Origin of the sequence: Shewanella indica (genome assembly GCF_002836975.1) — a bacterium.
Taxonomy (GTDB): domain Bacteria; phylum Pseudomonadota; class Gammaproteobacteria; order Enterobacterales; family Shewanellaceae; genus Shewanella; species Shewanella indica.
Window position 1 is genome coordinate 56,247 of record NZ_NIJK01000007.1, and the last position, 17,750, is coordinate 73,996.

Annotated in this window: 14 protein-coding genes; 5 read left to right on the forward strand and 9 right to left on the reverse strand. The window is 52.4% G+C overall.

Going from position 1 to position 17,750, the window contains the following annotated elements; all coding sequences use genetic code 11:
* Positions 1 to 51: 51 nt before the first annotated feature.
* Complete coding sequence (locus tag CX650_RS01935; protein WP_101094891.1) at positions 52 to 1,641, forward strand: M28 family metallopeptidase; 1,590 nt, start codon at positions 52 to 54, stop codon at positions 1,639 to 1,641.
* A gap of 88 nt (positions 1,642 to 1,729) precedes the next feature.
* Here CX650_RS01935 and CX650_RS01940 read toward each other — a convergent pair whose 3' ends face one another.
* From CX650_RS01940 to CX650_RS01955, 4 genes are all read right to left on the reverse strand, one after another.
* Positions 1,730 to 2,581, reverse strand: a complete 852-nt coding sequence (locus CX650_RS01940; protein WP_045283748.1) for a class I SAM-dependent methyltransferase — start codon at positions 2,579 to 2,581, stop codon at positions 1,730 to 1,732.
* Positions 2,582 to 2,891: 310 nt separating this feature from the next.
* Entirely contained in the window at positions 2,892 to 3,743 is an 852-nt protein-coding gene (locus CX650_RS01945; RefSeq protein ID WP_229799972.1) for an outer membrane beta-barrel protein, read from the reverse strand.
* Between the two features lie 327 nt (positions 3,744 to 4,070).
* Positions 4,071 to 5,018, reverse strand: coding sequence for an ATP-grasp domain-containing protein (locus tag CX650_RS01950; protein WP_101094893.1), 948 nt, complete (start codon positions 5,016 to 5,018; stop codon positions 4,071 to 4,073).
* A gap of 20 nt (positions 5,019 to 5,038) precedes the next feature.
* Complete coding sequence (locus CX650_RS01955) at positions 5,039 to 5,473, reverse strand: MaoP family protein (protein ID WP_039033298.1); 435 nt, start codon at positions 5,471 to 5,473, stop codon at positions 5,039 to 5,041.
* Between the two features lie 110 nt (positions 5,474 to 5,583).
* Here CX650_RS01955 and hdfR point away from each other — a divergent pair, with 110 nt between their 5' ends.
* Positions 5,584 to 6,429, forward strand: coding sequence for an HTH-type transcriptional regulator HdfR (hdfR, locus tag CX650_RS01960; RefSeq protein WP_039033336.1), 846 nt, complete (start codon positions 5,584 to 5,586; stop codon positions 6,427 to 6,429).
* 93 nt (positions 6,430 to 6,522) lie between these two features.
* Here hdfR and CX650_RS01965 read toward each other — a convergent pair whose 3' ends face one another.
* Positions 6,523 to 6,894: a diacylglycerol kinase gene (locus CX650_RS01965; protein ID WP_071476182.1), complete on the reverse strand. Its 372-nt coding sequence runs from the start codon at positions 6,892 to 6,894 to the stop codon at positions 6,523 to 6,525.
* A gap of 434 nt (positions 6,895 to 7,328) precedes the next feature.
* Between CX650_RS01965 and CX650_RS01975 the strand changes: the two genes are divergently transcribed.
* Both CX650_RS01975 and CX650_RS01980 read left to right on the forward strand, forming a co-directional pair.
* On the forward strand, positions 7,329 to 8,318 hold the full coding sequence (locus CX650_RS01975; RefSeq protein ID WP_229799974.1) for a DNA ligase: 990 nt from the start codon (positions 7,329 to 7,331) through the stop codon (positions 8,316 to 8,318).
* A gap of 55 nt (positions 8,319 to 8,373) precedes the next feature.
* Entirely contained in the window at positions 8,374 to 8,844 is a 471-nt protein-coding gene (locus CX650_RS01980; RefSeq protein ID WP_101094913.1) for a low molecular weight protein-tyrosine-phosphatase, read from the forward strand.
* Positions 8,845 to 8,972: 128 nt separating this feature from the next.
* On the opposite strand, the gene ylqF is transcribed toward CX650_RS01980, so the two are convergent.
* A complete protein-coding gene (gene ylqF, locus CX650_RS01985; RefSeq protein WP_039033296.1) occupies positions 8,973 to 9,914 on the reverse strand; it encodes a ribosome biogenesis GTPase YlqF in 942 nt (313 codons plus the stop codon).
* Between the two features lie 76 nt (positions 9,915 to 9,990).
* Positions 9,991 to 10,830, reverse strand: coding sequence for an isopenicillin N synthase family dioxygenase (locus CX650_RS01990; RefSeq protein ID WP_039033333.1), 840 nt, complete (start codon positions 10,828 to 10,830; stop codon positions 9,991 to 9,993).
* Between the two features lie 218 nt (positions 10,831 to 11,048).
* On the opposite strand from CX650_RS01990, the gene CX650_RS01995 reads away from it, so the two are divergent.
* On the forward strand, positions 11,049 to 11,966 hold the full coding sequence (locus CX650_RS01995) for a bifunctional methionine sulfoxide reductase B/A protein (protein ID WP_101094897.1): 918 nt from the start codon (positions 11,049 to 11,051) through the stop codon (positions 11,964 to 11,966).
* A gap of 58 nt (positions 11,967 to 12,024) precedes the next feature.
* Here the strand turns inward: CX650_RS01995 and CX650_RS02000 are convergent, their stop codons facing one another.
* Together CX650_RS02000 and rne are read right to left on the reverse strand one after the other, a co-directional pair.
* Positions 12,025 to 13,584 carry a SulP family inorganic anion transporter gene (locus tag CX650_RS02000; protein ID WP_039033294.1) on the reverse strand — a complete coding sequence of 520 codons (1,560 nt, stop codon included), beginning with the start codon at positions 13,582 to 13,584 and terminating at the stop codon, positions 12,025 to 12,027.
* A gap of 139 nt (positions 13,585 to 13,723) precedes the next feature.
* A complete protein-coding gene (gene rne / locus CX650_RS02005) occupies positions 13,724 to 17,215 on the reverse strand; it encodes a ribonuclease E (protein ID WP_101094898.1) in 3,492 nt (1,163 codons plus the stop codon).
* Between the last annotated feature and the right edge of the window lie 535 nt (positions 17,216 to 17,750).

The window sequence follows — 17,750 nt, forward strand, 5'->3', positions numbered from 1 at the left end:
CCCCGCTGTTACAATGGCTGAACAAAATAGATAATAGCAAGGAATGAAGTCGTGAAATTTACCTCAGTCTGTGGCCTGTTGGCCACACTGTTAACGCCCGCTCTGGCGTTGGCCGCCCCCTTTGAACTGGATGAATCCAGCTATCGCCAGGATGTAAAAAACCTTGCCAGTGACGCGTTTGGAGGCCGTGCGCCTCTGTCGGCCGGTGAACAGCTGACCTTGGATTACCTTACCGAGGCCTTCAAGGAGATGGGGCTTGAGCCCGGGTTTGGCAAAAGTTATCTGCAAGCCGTTCCCATGGCCAGGATCACTGCAGATCAGAATATGCAGCTTAAGCTGGGCTCAATGAGTTTCAGCAACGGTGAGGAGTTCACCGCCCGCACTCAAAGAGTGACGCCCAAGGTGGAGCTGCAAGACAGCGAGGTGGTATTTGTCGGCTACGGTATTAATGCCCCGGAATACGGCTGGAATGACTTTGAAGGCCTGGATGTTCGTGGTAAGACCCTGATTGTGCTGGTCAATGATCCCGGCTTTGCCACTCAGGATCCCCAGGTATTCAAGGGCAATGCCATGACCTATTACGGTCGCTGGACCTATAAATATGAAGAAGCGGCTCGCCAGGGCGCCGAAGCCGTATTTATTGTGCATGAAACTGCGCCCGCCGCTTACGGTTGGGGGGTGGTGCGTAACAGCAACACCAATACCAAGTACACCCTGGTGGATAAAGACAACAACGCATCATCGGTTGGCGTGATGGGGTGGATCCAGCACGATAGCGCCAAGAAGCTGTTCAGCCAGGCGGGTCTGGACTTTGATACCTTGAAGCAACAGGCGGTCAATAAAGGCTTCAAGGCGGTGCCGTTGAAACTCAAGGCCAATCTGACCTTGAACAACAAGATAGAACTGGCGCAATCCCACAATGTGGCGGCCTTGTTGCCTGGAACCGAGCACAAAAATGAATACTTGGTGATGCACGCTCACTGGGATCACCTGGGAAAGACCATTGAAGATGGCAAGGAAGTGGTGCTCAACGGCGCTGTGGATAACGCCTCAGGTGTGGCCGGTGTTCTGGCACTGGCAAAGCACTTCAAACAGCAAAAGGGCATTGATGCCCCGAAACGCTCGATTCTGTTCAGCGCCTTTACTGCCGAGGAAACCGGACTCATTGGCGCCCAGTACTTTGCCGAAAATCCCCCGGTTCCCACCAAGCAGCTGGTGGCATTTCTCAATATAGACGGCATGAATATGGGTAAAGGCGTGGATTACATCCTGCGTTATGGTGAGGGTGTGTCAGAGCTGGAGCAGTATTTGAATGATGCCGCCAAAGGGCAGGGACGCAGCGTCAAGGCCGATCCCCGACCGCAAAATGGCTTGATGTTCCGCTCGGACCATTTCGCTCTGGCCAAGGAAGGGGTACCCGGCTTGCTGTTTATGAGTTTGGGGGATACAGACCCGGATTATATTGCCCACAAATATCATAAGGCAGCCGATGATTATGACCCAAGCTGGAGTCTGGATGGGGTTCAGCAGGACTTGGCCTTGATAAGCGATATCCTGGCGCGGTTGGCCAATGACAATGATTGGCCCAAATGGCTTGAAGATTCGGACTTCAAGAAGCGCCGGGCTCAGGATCAGCGCTGAGTTTGGTGGCAGGTGTGACTCAAAAAGGGTTACACCTGTCCATGCTTCTTGTCACTTGAAAGCGTAATTAATGGAAAGCCTTTGTTTTTCATGGCTGCTCGACACAGGCATGCACCAGAAAGCTGGAGTGGAAGTATTTGGGTATGTATTTGGACAGCAGATAATTGAAGAAACCTACTCGTTTCCACTCTTTGAAATCGGCGTAATGCGCGACTGAAATCACCTTTAGCTTTCCATGCCATTGCTCAATCTCCCGTGGCGAGTCGAGCGCCAACTTAAAACCGGCACCGGCATATTTTACGCTGTCGTGGTTATCTGAATTGTCCCTCATCCAGCGACTGATACCGTCGAATAGAATATGGCAACCAGGAAAGCGGCTGGCCAGTTCTTGAAGCAACTGTTGTACCTGACAATTGTCGAAGTACATCAGCAGGCCTTCGGCAATAAAAACAAAGGTTGCGCCCTGATGACGGGCATTGAGTTCATCCATCCAATCGCTATCAAATACAGAAGCACTGATGCATGTCTCACAACTGTCCGCAGGAAGGAGCTGCTCTCTGAGGGCAATCACTTCAGGCAGATCCAGGTTGTAAAACCAGGACTTGTCTTCCATCGTGTTTCCCATCAGCTTTTGAATCCTCTGAAAGCGGGTATCGAGCCCGGCTCCGAGGTTGACTACAACACAGGACTGCGCCGCAGCGATAATATCCGCCGTGAGTCTGTCAAAGTAACCCGCGCGGATGGCGACCCCTACTGAGCTCAATACAGATTGGTCAAAACTTGAAAAGTCATAATCAAATCGTTCGATAAGCGCGCAGGCCCAAGGATCTGAGAAGAAGGCATCTTTCAGTTTGGATTGGCATGACTTCATATAGAGCGGGATAAAAAGTGTTTGGGCGATAGGATCATTTAGCCCTGTGACTGCCAGCTTGTTACTCATCTTTGCCTACTCCATCACCTCTTTTGCTAAATGATAATCATTATCAGATGCGTAACTGTGAGCAAGAGTGGATTTTTATCAAACTCACTTTTTGAGAGGCTTGGCAGGCGAGAGGACTGGAATACTTGGTGATTGTCGGCAAAAGATAGTGGATGACAGCTTTGACTCGAGCTGCCAATAAGCGACTATGGTCAGGGAAAGGGGGCAGGAAAAAGCGTCAGGAAAAAGCGTCAGGAAAAAGCGTCAGGAAAAAGCGTCAGGAAAAAGCGTCAGCAAAAAGCGTGATTGTACCGTCAAGCGGAGAACAAGTTCAGAAACGGTAGCTGATCGATAACATGGGGCCGATAAAACTATAGTAGAGGTTGTAGTCGGCCACTTTTACCGCGGCGTCCGAAGCGCTCTGACGCACATCTACATCCACTTTATAATAGTTATAGGCCAAGGTGATGTCCCAACGATCACTCAGGGTGGTTTTCATGCCGGCTCTGATATCGACCAGTGAGCCCTTGAGATCATCAAGGCGCACGGAAAAATATTGGGCATGTAGATTAAATTGCCAACTGGGTGCCAGCTCATAGTCACCAAAGAGGCCAATATTCGGCAAAGGTGCGGTAACGCTTTCATCCACCAGTCTGGGAATGGGCTGGGCGCTGCAGATATTGCCGCTGAGCTCTGAGGTGGCACAGGCTCCGATTGAACCTTCGAAGCTGCTTTCAATGAACATGGTATGCAGCCCTACACTGACCCCTATGTTATAGCCGTTGCCTTGAAACAGATCATAGCCATAGCCGATGCGGGCGATATCGATATTGAGCGTGGTGCCCAGCTGGCCACCGGCCTTGACGTCATAGACGGTATCGTCAATCTGGATCTGAAATGGCCGACTGACCGCTTGAGTTTCAGCGCTGCGGTGCAGTTGTTTCCAGTCAAAATAGATGTGGTGCCTATCGTTGAAACGGTATCCCAATTCAAACAGAGGCAGAAACTCGTTTTCCGCCAACTGCAGATCAGACTCAAAATCCAGATCGAAATCATTGCCGACCAAGGGATCGGTAACTTGCATATTGGTGTCGGACTGGGAATAGAAACCACCTATATTCAGACTCCACTCGCCGGCCTGAGCACAGTTGGCCGCACAGCAGAGCAGGAGTAGTGTCAACACCAGTCTTGAACCCGAAATGTTAATTGAATGTGTTATCAACAATGGGGTGATCTCTTTTTATTACTCAGATAGTCCAAGTGCCTTCTCAGAGATTCCTTTTCCGGGGTAATTCGGCACATGCGCGGTTTGAGTGCTTTTGGGTTCGCTCTTGGGGCGACACTTCTTGTATTTTCGGATGCTGAAAATCCGCGCGGTTGCAGAGAGTCTAAACCAGAACAGTGCTTTGTGTGAATAAAATGTTTGTAAAGTTATCGATTTTTATGATCCGCAACAAAAAAGCGCTCCGTAATGGAGCGCTTCAGTCTGATATTAAAGCTTGTGTTCGGATCAGGCCTCGGACTCGCTGCTGTCGCTTTTCTTGGAGTCCTTGTTGAACATCCCCAAACGGATACGGATAAAGTGCAGTATTTGTGCTGCAATATCCAGATTGAGGCAGGATTCCAGTCCTTCAAAGCCCGGCGAGGAGTTGGCCTCGCAAATCTTGTAGTGACCATTATCGAACAGCAGATCGATTCCGGCGACATCCAGATCCAAAATATTGGCGGTCTGGGTTGCCAGCCACTCTATTTCAGGCGTCACCGCAAAGGGGCTGGCGGAGCCACCGGCACTGACATTGGCTTTGAAACTGTCCTCTTGGCCGCGTCTCTCATAGCATCCCGCTACCCGGCCACCTATGGTGAAGACTCGCAAGTCCCGACCGTGACTGTTGGAGATAAACTCCTGCAGAATAATGTTGGCATTCTTGTTGGTGGCCTCGATAAGCTGCATCAGATCATCGAACTCGCGCGCCTTATGCGACAGAAACACACCGCTGCCTTGCGAGCCGGACAGTGTCTTGATCACTACAGGAAAACCCAAGTGACGTTCAACCAGGTCAACATCCACCGGGAATTTCACCAGCATGGTCTTGGGAGTTGGCAGATTCTTTTCGGCCAACAGTTGCTGGGAAAACAGCTTGTCTTTAACGGTTTCTATCGCCTTGGAAGAGTTAAGGCAATAAACGCCAAGACGTTCCAGGTGGCGGATAATCGCCAAGGCAAAATAGGTGGTACCCGAGCCCATACGGGGAATAATAAAATCGGGCAACTCGACTGGTTGCCCGTTCAGTAAAATACTCTTGTTGTCCTCTCGGGTCACTGTGAGGTCAAACTCATCGGGAGCATAGACCTCAAGTTCGATATTGTCGGCCTTGGCAGCCTCCAACAATCGGTTAATTTCATACAATTCAGGTTTTAGCTGAGTCGCGGTCTCTTTATATAAAATCCAACCACGCATTTAGTCGCAAACCCTAATTTTCATTGGTCATCCTCTAGTTCAGGCTCATCCTGAACATCGTCATCTATCATATCGTCAAGATACTCAGCATCGGCCTTTTTCACCAAATTGGTGCCGACAACTGCGTAGAAAGGCTTCCCAGAAGCCAACTTGACATACTTTACCCAGATCTTTTCCAACAAGCTACCGGGAGCGGAATTTCCGCGGACAACTTCAACAAAATGACTCTCCTCCGGATTTCGGGGGGCTTGGCGTCCTTCCGCCAGAGCCTGCATGGCAACGCCATGTTTTTCGAGTAATTCTGCTTCGTTGTAAGTAAAATCCCCGCTGCGGCGAAAGCCTTTGGGGAAGTTCTTGTCGTCATAGAAACGGCGTTCGCTGACGAAACTCTCATTGGCGGCTTGTTGCATAGATGCACTCTGCAGTGCCGATGGTGAAGGAGTCGTGGTCAACATGGCGATATTCCTTACAAAATGGTTCTTGAGGAGATTTGCAAGCAGAGTATTGGCTAGTATGATTGATTTATAAATCAAAAAAATTTGTCTATGACGATAAAGAATTTTTTATGGACACGGATTTACTCAAAACATTTCTGGAAGTTTCCCATACCCGCCATTTTGGGAAGGCCGCCGAGAACCTCTATCTGACCCGCAGTGCAGTATCTTTCAGGGTAAAGCAGTTGGAGAGTATTCTCGGCGTTGAGCTGTTTGAGCGGCAGCGAAACAACATACAACCGACCCCGGCCGGGGTGCGGATGCTGGCGCATGCCGAAGCGGTACTGACCGCCTGGGAGCGGGCCAAACAGGATATCTCCTTGAGTGAGCACCAGTCGGTACAATTGGTTATCGGCGCGGCGCCCAATATTTGGGACGCATATCTACAGGGATATATGCAGGGTTTACATCAGGGGCTTGCCGGAGTGGCGCTGCGCACCGAAATTCTGGCGTCGGCGGCGATGACCAAACAGCTGATGGACCGGACGCTGGATCTGGCCATTGCCTTTGATCCCCCTAAGCTGGACGAGTTTGAACTGTTGCAGATAGGGGAGGTGTCACTGCATCTGGTGAGCACTGCTGCGGCGTCCTCAGTGACTGAGTTGGCAGGCAGGCATTACATCAAGGTCGATTGGGGCACGGCGTTTAATATTCAACATGCCAGAGACTATGCCGAGTTACCCATTCCCGTGCTGCATACCGGCTCGGCCCGTATTGCGCTGGACTTTCTGCTCAATAATGGCGGCAGTGCATTTTTGCCGCAAAACATGATAGAACCTTATCTGGCGAAAGGGGAGCTGTTTGTGATTGATGATAAAACACCGCTCAGACGTAATGTCTATGTAGCCTACTTGCCGGGCAATGACCGCCTGGAGCAGATACTGCAAGCGGTCAACTACCTCAGAAGTCAGTTCTAAACTTGACCGGGCATTGAGCGTTTTGCCTTGATGCCCGGTTTCCTTACTGAAGCACTCAAAATACCAAAGCGTGCATCAACATAGCAAAGCGCTTTAGAACACCAGAGGCCAGATAACCACGGCCCAGGTCAGGCCGCATAAACACAGGCTGATAAAGACCGCTGCCGAGGCAATATCTTTGGCCTGGCCGCTCAAGGGATGAATTTCATCGCCCACTCTGTCGACTACGGCTTCAATGGCAGAATTCAACAGTTCGGTAATAATGACGATAAATACCGTTGCTATCAGCAGTAATTTTTCTGTCTTGGCCACATCCAGATATACCGCCAGCGGGATCATTAACAATGCCAGTACGGCTTCCTGACGAAAGGCGGCTTCATGTTTCCAGGCTGAGTTCAGTCCTTTCATGGAAAAGCCGGTGGCGCGGAAAATGCGTTTCAGTCCGTGGTTGTTGGCGGGTTTCATATTCTCTCAATTCTTGATCTGTGGCTATGGCCGGTTGCTGTATAAAGACCCGCTGAACCGTGAAAGGTTCCTGGGTTAATGGGGTTGCAACTTGTCGCTTCCTTTATTGACCTCACGTTAGTCACTCGTGACTAGTTTGGCTATTAGTGCAGTGGCGCTGAGGTTTCCAAGGTGCGGCGGCATTATAGCAGCTCATCTTGCCGCTGATATAACAGTTACTGCACCTATCAAGGGTGTTTGGCCGTTATTATGCCAAGGCGGAAGGTTTGGCAAAGGGGGAGGGTCGTTTCGATAATCGTTACACTAGTTATCACCATAACCGCCAACGACTTTCTATACTCTTTATAGTTTTGGTCTTTATAGTTTTGATCCTTGTAGTTATGGACTCTGCTATAGGATGTAGCAGGCAATTGGCCGATAGCCAGGGAGGGCTTATGCAATATCCGCAATCTTTACCGACAACAGCATACCTTAAGCGTTTTTCGGCCATGCTGTTACTGCTGCAAACTTTTCTGCTGGCCTTGTCTTTTCTGATCTCGTTTCCGGCGGGCGCCGATAGAGAATTGCCGGCCCCGGAGCTGGCCGGTCGTTGGCAACAACAAAAGGCCGAAATCAAGGATTTCCTTGTCAGTGAAAAACTCGATGGTGTCCGTGCCAGATGGGACGGCAGGCGTTTGCTGAGCCGCTCGGGCAGAGTGATTCCTGCACCAGTTTGGTTTGTGAAAGACTTTCCTGCAGTGGCACTCGAAGGAGAACTTTGGGGCGGCTATCACAGCTTTGATACTGCATCATTGCTGGCCAGAGGTTTAGGCGAAGCAGACTCCTGGCGCCAGCTGGGCTTTTATCTGTTCGATGCCCCCGGGCTGACAATGGCGTTTGCCGAACGTTATCAGGCGTTCAAGCAGTATCACCAACTGACCCCTTATCTCTATGTCATTGAGCAGCGGCGTCTGAGCAGCACGCAAGAGTTACATCTGTGGTTACAACAGGTGGTGGCCAAAGGGGGCGAAGGCCTGATGGCGCACCGCATCGATGCCATGTATCTGGCGGGGCGCAGTGACGCCTTGTTAAAACTCAAACCTGTGGAAGATGCCGAGGCGAAAGTGCTGGCGATACTTCCGGGAAAGGGCAAGTATCAAGGCATGATGGGCGCCTTGCTGGTGGAAACCGAGGCTGGGGTAAGCTTTCGCTTGGGAACAGGTTTCACCGATGCCGAGAGGGCTTCACCGCCACTTCCCGGAACCTGGGTGACTTTTGCTTTCTCCGGGCTGACCTCGGGCGGCAAGCCTAGGTTTGCCCGCTTCCTTAGGGTAAGATCCGACTATCGACTCAGTTTCCCGGCAGAGGTTATTGAGGCAAAAGTCTCTGTCGCCGACCCGGCTGCGGAACGCAATCCTGCCGAGTCAGCCAATAAGGAACCTTAAGGTGGAATTTCAAAGCGTGCCAAGTGTCAATGAGGGTGAAATCAACCGTATCTTAATGGTTTGTATGGGCAATATCTGCCGTTCACCAAGCGCTGAAGCTGTGGCCCGGGCCAAGGCTCAGGCCATGGGGCTGACACTGGAGTTGGATTCTGCCGGCACCATAGGTTACCACTCAGGGGAGTCGCCGGACAGGCGCGCCCGCGCCGCCGGTGAGCGGCGCGGGCTGGACTTTTCAGGGCTCAAAGCCAGGCAGGTGTGCGCACAGGACTTTGCTCATTTCGATCTTATTCTGGCGGCCGATCGTGAGAACCTTCAGGCCTTATATGAGGCTTGTCCGCAGATTTACAAACACAAGCTGGCCTTGATGCTGGACTTTGCCGATACCCCCATCAGGGAAGTCCCGGATCCTTACTATGGTGGCGACAGCGGATTTGAGCAGGTTTTGGATCTGTTGGAGTTGAGCATTGCCGGACTGTTTGCCCGGATCCAGGCCGCCAGACAGAAGATTATCCCGCCTGTGCGGTGAGCGGTTCTGCAAAGGACTAACATTAAGCTTATGCGGAATTTAGTTGGATAATTGGTCGGATAAGTGACAAACAAAAACAGGCCACGATTTGTGGCCCGTTTCTGTTAAGCTTGCTTCTTGAGGGAAGCTTAACCCTGATGGCGTTTGCCGGCGCGCTTCAGCTTGTCGGCTTCTTTCTTTGCCTGCTTCATGGCCTCTTTCTCTGCCAGCAGCTTGGCCACTTCCGCCTCTTCTGCCTGGGCCATTTCCGGCGTTTCCAGTGACAGCTGGCCGATTTTCCCAGAGCGGAATTCATGCAGCAGCAGTTCCGAGGCCTTGTGCAAATCGATATGACCGCCGCTTCTGAGGGCGCCGCGCCTGCGGCCTATCTCTTCGAGCAATTCGATATCGGTGGCGGGCAGGGAGGTCAGCTTATAACGCTCCATCATCGCCTCCGGGTAAGCATGCAGGAAATAAGCTGCAGCAAACAGGGCCACATCCTCATATTCCATGGCGGTGTCCTTGATGGCACCTGTGACCGCCAGACGATAACCCGAGGCTTCATTGTCCACCTTGGGCCAAAGGATCCCCGGCGTGTCGGACAGCACTATGCCGTTTTTGAGGTTGATCCTTTGCTGCGCCTTGGTCACCGCAGGTTCATTACCTGTTTTGGCAATCACCCGGCCGGCCAGGGTGTTGATGATGGTGGACTTGCCCACATTGGGGATGCCCATGATCATGGTGCGAATATCCTTGAGCGCACCTTCGCTCACGGGAACCAGTTTGCGGCACAGCTCGGGGATCTTTCTGACCATGGCAGGTTGCAGGGTAGTGATGGCTTGTGCCCGCACTCCTTGTTCCTGCTCCAGGTACTCAATCCAACGATTGGTTATCTCGGGATCGGCCAGATCAGACTTATTCAGCAACTTGATACAAGGCTTGTCCTGGCGCAGCTTGGCCACCATGGGGTTTTCACTGCTGTAAGGTATTCGGGCGTCCAGCACTTCGATCACCAGATCTATCTGAGGCATCACCTCTTCTATCTCTTTGCGGGCCTTGTGCATGTGTCCCGGATACCATTGAATCGCCATCTATTGCTTATCCTGCTGAAAACTGAAAAAAGAGCGCTATTGTAGCATTCCGAACTGAAAAAAGCGCCCGCAGGCGCTAGATAACCCCAAGTTCGCGCAGGCGCTCCATCAGGTAGCTGTCGGCGGTATAGCGCTCTGACAGCACAACGTCGGGACGAGGATGCAGGAACAGCGGCAGTGAGATCCGCGACTTGCTCATATCGGCGCCTTCCGGGTTGATCACCCTATGAGTGGTCGATGGGAAGTAACCGGCGGAAGCCTCCTGGAGCATATCGCCTATGTTAATGATAAGGTTGCCAAAATCGCTGGGAACATCCAACCATTCTCCGTCGAGGCTCTTCACTTGCAGCCCGGGCTCGTTGGCGGCGGGCAATACCGTGAGCAGGTTGATATCCTCATGGGCAGCGGCACGAATGGCGCCTGGGGTCTCATCGCCAGTCATCGGCGGATAATGCAGTACCCGCAGCAGCGTCTTGTGGCTATTGGCTATCATTTGCGACAGCGCTGTGCGGTAGTTGGCTGCCACCTCGGCAGGCGAGTGCACCTCGACCCAGTCCAGAAGCTCGGCGGCCAGCGCATTGGCTTCTTGGTAGTAGGTGAGGATATTGTCCTGCAATTGCTCAGGAATGCGGCCCCAGGGGTAGACGTGAAAGTACTCTTTGATGTCTTTGACCGTATGGCCTTTGGCGGTTTCTGAAATGCTCGCCGGAAAGAAACCATCCTGGGTTTCCGGCTTGAACATGAAGGCCTGCTTCTCTTCACTGTTGAAGAACTCCTGCCAGTCGCGGTAGATATCCTGCACCAAGTGTTGTGAAATAGGGTGGTTGCTCAACACGCCAAAGCCTGTGCTGCGCAGGGATTCTACAAAGCGCTCGGCAGCATCTGCGGCGCGATAGTCTATGGTTTCCAGTTTCATCATCATCTTTCTTGGTTATTTTTTATTGACCCGATACTTGTGTCTCTATGGACATTTTGTTGGCAGTCGGGTGACCCGGGCGCAAGTCTACCTTGATGTCTTTATAGGGGCAACGTAAAGTGATCCAAGTCACTTTTATGGCTCTGTGTAACTAGAGTGAAGGGTAACCGCTGCAATTTGGGTCTTATGGGTTACGCAGAGTAATCGAGGAGCGTTAAATGAAACCCCTGAACGAGTTTGAGCGTTATGTCATCGAGGAAAAAGGCACAGAGCGCCCTTTCAGTGGAGAGCTGTATCAACACAATGCCAAGGGGCGATATCTTTGCCGCAAATGCGGCGCCCCATTGTATTTGTCCGAGCATAAATTCAATGCCCATTGTGGCTGGCCCGCCTTTGACGATGAAATTTTTGGTGCTGTCACCCGGATACCCGACGCCGATGGTCGCAGAACCGAAATTGTCTGCAGTCAATGTGGTGGTCATCTGGGACATGTGTTTGAAGGAGAGGGGTTAACCGCCAAGAATTTGCGACATTGCGTCAATTCTGTCTCCATGGTCTTTGAGGCCGTAGATGATGCCGAGGCTTTGCAGCCGGCAACTGAAAAGCGTTTGGAGACAGCCACCCTGGGCGGCGGCTGTTTCTGGTGCTCAGAGGCGGTATTTTTAAGCTTGGCCGGGGTTACGCAAGTGACTTCCGGCTATGCCGGCGGCGCGGCAAAAGATGCCAACTACAAGGCGGTATGCAGCGGCGCAACCGGCCATGCCGAAGTGGTGCAGATAGTTTTTGACCCCACAGTCATCAGCTATGCCGAGCTGTTGGAGGTGTTCTTTGCCAGCCATGATCCCACCACCTTGAATCGCCAGGGTAACGACGTGGGGCCTCAGTATCGTTCGGTGATTTTCGCGCACTCGGATAAGCAGCTTGAGGTGGCGTCCTCCATGATTAAAGCGCTGGATGAGGAAGGCTTATTCGGCGCACCTATAGTGACAGAGTTGACCGCCTTTGATGGTTTCTATCCGGCGGAGGACTATCATAACGACTATTTTGCGCTTCATGGTGAGCAGCCTTATTGTGCCTTGGTGATCAAACCCAAGCTGGATAAGGTACGACGGCGTTTCAGTGCCAAGCTGAAGTAGAATAGAAAAAACGGCAAGCCTCAGCTTGCCGTTTTTTTAAGGTCTGGACAGTGTTAAATTATGAGTCCAACTTGTCGTCGGCAATCTTGTATCTGGGATCTTCAATCAGATTGACTTCCACCAGATCGCCGGCCTTGTGCAGCAACTGTTTGCAGTCGTTGGAAAGATGACGAAGATGCAGGCGTTTGCCTTGATTCACATAGCGCTCGGCCAAGGTGTCTATGGCATCCAGAGCCGAGTGGTCACAGACCCGGGATGACTGGAAGTCGACCACGACATCCTTGGGGTCATTGTTGGCATCGAACAACTCAAGGAACGAAGCCGCTGAGCCGAAAAACAGTGGGCCATTGAGACGGTAAACCGCCCAACCGTTGGCATCTATGCTCTTTTGAGCACTGATTTGTTTGGCATGCTCCCAGGCAAATACCAGCGCAGATACTATCACCCCGACAAATACCGCAATCGCCAGATCGGTAAATACCGTCACCACAGTCACCAGCACAATAACAAAGGCATCGTGCTTGGGCACCTTACGCATCACTTTAAAGCTGGCCCACTCAAAGGTTCCCAGCACCACCATAAACATGACCCCGACCAAGGCGGCCAGCGGGATCATCTCGATAAAGGCGGCGGCAAACAGAATAAAGCACAGCAAGGTGAGAGCGGCGGTGATCCCGGAAAGACGACCGCGGCCCCCTGAGTTGATGTTAATCATCGACTGACCAATCATGGCGCAGCCACCCATGGCACCGAAAAAGCCACTGGTGACGTTACCCACGCCTTGGCCGACACATTCCTTGTTGCCACGGCCGCGGGTCTGGGTCATCTCATCGACCACAGTCAGAGTCAGCAGAGACTCAATCAGGCCAACAGCAGCCAGGATAACGGCATAGGGCGCTATGATATAAAGGGTTTCCAGGTTGAAGGGCACGGCCGGAATGGCAAAGCTTGGCAGTGTGCCGGCGATAGTTGCCTCAGGATTACCGCTCATATTGCGCAAATAATCAAGCACGTTGCGGGTATCCAAATCCAGGCCTACCACCAGAGCGGTTACTGCCAGTATGGCCACCAGGGATGAAGGCACGGCTGTGGTCAGTTTAGGCAGAAAATGTATGATGGCCATCGTCATGGCTATCAGCGCCAGCATCAGCCAGATATCTGCACCGGGCAACCAGGCCATCTCCTCTTCGCCGACTTTGACTTGAAATTGCCCCAGTTGCGCCAGGAATATCACTATGGCTAGGCCGTTGACGAAGCCTATCATCACAGGATAAGGCACTATGCGGATGAACTTGCCAAGACGCAGTGCTCCGGCGGTAATTTGAATTACCCCGGCCAGCACCACGGCAGCAAACAGATAGCTGACGCCGTGAGACACCACCAGGCTGGTCATGACCACGGCCATCGCGCCGGTGGCGCCTGAGATCATGCCGGGACGGCCGCCGATGAGGGCCGTGATCAGTCCCATGATAAAGGCGGCATAAAGGCCCACCATAGGTTCTACTTTAGCAACGAAGGCAAAGGCTACCGCTTCGGGCACCAGCGCCATAGCAACCGTTAGGCCGGAGAGTATATCCGCCTTGTGACTGCTGGTTTTATGGCGTATCAGTTCAAACATTCAGCTTGGGATCCCATCTTGAGGGTTAAAAACAAAGTTGCGCATACTAGCAAAATTTCTGTTGTGACAGAAGTGTGAAGCAGATCAAAATAAAAAAACCATGCCCGAGGGCATGGTTTTTTCTCAGCAACACTTAGGTTCAGGGACGGGCCATATCTGACTCGGCGCTGTTACCATGGCTCTTGCGTGGCGCGGTTTCGCCATTGGCCAGATACTCTCGGCCTTTGGGCACTTCAACGTGAGCACGTTGATCCACCTGTGGCTTGGTTGTATCTGAGCCAACCATGGTGCTGAAGCGACTGACTCTTGGTGCGGCACTTGCCTGGGTTGTTGCAGGTGCTGCTGCCGGGCTTTCCTTGGCTTCATTGCTTGCCTGACGCGCAGGGCGGCTGATAGCAGCCGGCTTGGCCATAGGGGCTGAGGCGGCGACGCTTGCCGATGCAGTTTCTGCTTTGGGCTTGGCTGCTGCGACTTCAACAGTTTTAGCCTTGGGTGCTTCGCTCGCTTTCTCTACCGCCTTTGATGGCGCAGCTTCGACGGGCTCAGCTTTTGCAACTTCAGCTTTTTCAGCTTTGGCTTCAGGCGCTGGTTCGGCTTCTGCTGTTTTGGGCTCAGCCTTTACCTCTACTTCGGCGGCTTTTGCATCGGCAACGGCTTCTACCTTGGCAGCGACCTCGGCTTGAGGCTTTGTCTCAACCTGAGCTTCGGCTTTGGTTTCCGCTTTGGCTTCAACCTGAGGAGCCGGCTTGGCTTCAACCTGAGGAGTCGGCTTGGCAACAACTTGAGGTTCAGCTTGTGCTGGCTCTTGAGCTTTGTCGGCAGGCTTTGCTTGCTCGGCATCGACTTCAACGGCAGCAGTCGGCGCTGATGCCTCGGTAACAACCACTTCTTTAGCGTTATTTGCTGCTTCAGTGGCTGCTTTTTCAGTGCTTACCTTTTCAGGGCTTTCGGACTCTTCGCCTTCCTGTTCGGTACGGCGGCGACGCTGACCGGCAGCACGCAAATGACGAGGGCTGCGGCGGCTACGGCGTTGTCCTTCGCGCTTGGGCTTATCGTCTTCTTCAGCGCTCTCGATGGCTTCGGCATTACTTTGAACACCACTATCTTGAACACTGGTTTCAGCGATTTGCTCAGCATTGACAACAGGGCTGACTTCGGCGCTTGCCTGAATGTCTTGTGAAACCTCTGTACCTTGGGCTTTAGTGGCAACCTGAGTTGACTCTTCACCCTTCAGCTCGGTAGTGGTCTCGTTCTTGGCTTCAGACTTGGCTTCAACTTTGGCCTGAACTTCCATTTCCTTGGACTCAGCCTGAGCTGCGGCAGGCTTACGGCGGCTGCGACGTGGTTTGTCGGCTTGCTCGGCGTTATCCTTGTTACCTGTCTCTTTGGCGCGAGTCGGCTTGGTCTCGGTTTTTGTCTCGACCTTTACTTCAGGTTTGGCCTGGGCGCTAGCTTTCACTTCGGCGCTGGTTGCCTCTGCTGTGTTATCAACGGCTTCCTGTGCATCGTTGGCCTCAATGCGCACTTTACGACGCAGGTTGCGACGTTGGCGACGCTCACGGGCGGCTTCCTGTTTTGGTTCCTGCTCGCTTTCGTCACGGGCCTTGCTGCGGCTCTTGCGTTCATCCAAAGCTTCAGACTTGGGAGCCTTGTCGCTACGGTCATTACGGGTTGGTTTACCGGAGTCGTTTGCCTGGCGCTTGTTGCCTTGTTCGTCCTTATCACGGGCAGGGCGCTCGTTAGCGGCCGATTTGCGGTTGCGGCTGCGTGAATCGCGGTTAGCGTCTTTGTCATCACCACTCTTGCGACGTCTGTCGTTGCGGTCATTGCGACGGTTACGGCGGTTGTTCTGGCCGTTGCTTTCCTGATTGTCTTTAGTGCTCTTTTCCTGCTTCTTGTCGGCTTGTGCCTCGGAAGAGGAGAAGAGGGCACCCAAGGCGGCAAAGAAACGGGAAATTATCCCGGGCTTGGCCGCTTCAGTCGCTGCGGCTTTGACCGCTGGTTTGGCTGTCTGCGGTGCTTCGGCAGTTTCCTGCTTGAGAGGTGTAGCAAAACCACTCAGTGCTGGCTTGGGTGCAGCAGCACGTTCCAGTTTACGTGGTTCATACAGTTTGTTCTCCGGCTCTTCCACACGCTGGTAGCTGACTTCAGAGATCTGGTCGTCCTTGCGATGACGCACCACACGGTAGTTCGGGGTCATCATATGTGGATCCGGGATCACATAGACTTCAACTTCATGGCGCTGCTCTGTGATGCGTATGGCCTTGCGCTTTTCGTTCAGCAGGTAAGCTGCGACATCCACGGGCACTATGGCCTCAATCTGAGAGGTATTTTCCTTGATGGCTTCTTCTTCCATCAGGCGCAGAATCGACAGTGCCAGTGACTCGGTACCACGAATGGTGCCCTGACCGTTACAACGAGGGCAGATGTGAGCGGCTGACTCTTCCAGAGACGGACGCAGACGCTGACGGGACATTTCCATCAGACCGAAGCGGGAAATACGGCCCAATTGCACTCGGGCACGGTCATGGTGAACGGCATCACGCAGACGGTTTTCCACTTCGCGTTGGTGTCTGACCGGAGTCATATCGATGAAGTCGATAACCACCAGGCCGCCCAAGTCGCGCAGACGCAGCTGACGGGCAATCTCGTCGGCGGCTTCCAGATTGGTATTCAGTGCGGTTTCTTCGATATCGCCGCCCTTGGTGGCTCTGGCTGAGTTGATATCGATAGAGGTCAGCGCTTCGGTGGGGTCGATAACGATAGAACCGCCGGAAGGCAGTCTGACTTCGCGCTGGAATGCAGATTCTATCTGTGACTCAATCTGATAGTGGGTAAAGAGCGGCACTTCAGAAGAGTAAGGTTTGACTCTGTCGACAAAATCAGGACGTACCAGGGCGATATGCTGCTTGGCATCGGCATAAATTTGTGGGTGATCGATTAGAATTTCGCCTACATCACGGCGCAGGTAATCACGGATGGCGCGAACGATAACATTGCTTTCCTGATGAATAAGGAAAGGAGCAGGGCGACTCTCGGCCGCTTCCTGAATCGCTGTCCAATGGTGCAGCAATACCTTCAAGTCCCACTGCAGATCGGCGGCAGCCTTGCCAACACCTGCGGTGCGAACAATCAGCCCCATACCGTTGGGCACTTCCAGGTTTTCCATGGCCGCTTTCAGCTCGGTGCGCTCATCACCTTCAATCCGGCGGGAGATACCACCGGCGCGAGGGTTATTGGGCATGAGTACCAGGTACGACCCGGCCAGACTGATAAAGGTGGTCAAGGCAGCGCCTTTGTTGCCACGTTCCTCTTTATCTATCTGAACTATGACTTCCTGGCCTTCGCTGACCACTTCTTTAATACTGGGACGCCCCTGGAAGGAATAACCTTTAGGGAAGTATTCTCGGGCGATCTCTTTCAGTGGCAGAAAACCATGACGCTCGGCGCCATAGTCAACAAATGCCGCTTCCAGAGAGGGTTCTACGCGGGTGATTTTACCTTTATAAATATTGGCTTTTTTCTGCTCATGGCCTGGGCTTTCGATATCCAGATCATAAAGCTGTTGCCCATCAACCAGGGCAACGCGCAACTCCTCGGATTGAGTCGCATTGATTAACATCCGTTTCATGATGACGTAATTCTTCTTAATAAGAGGTCATCAAACGTACAGGTCGCTGCATTACGGGCCTGGTCTCATTCGGGCGACGCCTCTCGGCGTTCCTCCAGGCAGGGAGGTGCGCATTGCTGTTAGACGCATTCGCTGCGTGTCGCATCCTATTTATGGCTTATTTTTCAATGATTACAAAAACAAGGAATTCGTTGTAAAACATCAACCAACCCCATAAATTCTTCAATAATAATCCGGTAATGCCGAAGTCGAGCCTTGTCGTTTGATGACGAGTTAACATTAACTTTCGAAAACAGCATAGTGGCGGCTTGAAAGTGGTCTGAATTTCGTGTTTCCGTCCAGGTTTAACCGTAAAAACAATTTTTTCAGTAGTGTTCTTTTATATACAGTTTGCAAATCAATTATTTGCGACCTCGGAGGTCAGACATCGCTCAAGCGCTTTCCACCGTTCGAACCGTTCATAGATTGAGCAAAGGCTCATCAATACGCAGGGTTCGCCGCTGAAATATAGCCGAATTCAAAAAAATCGGCAATC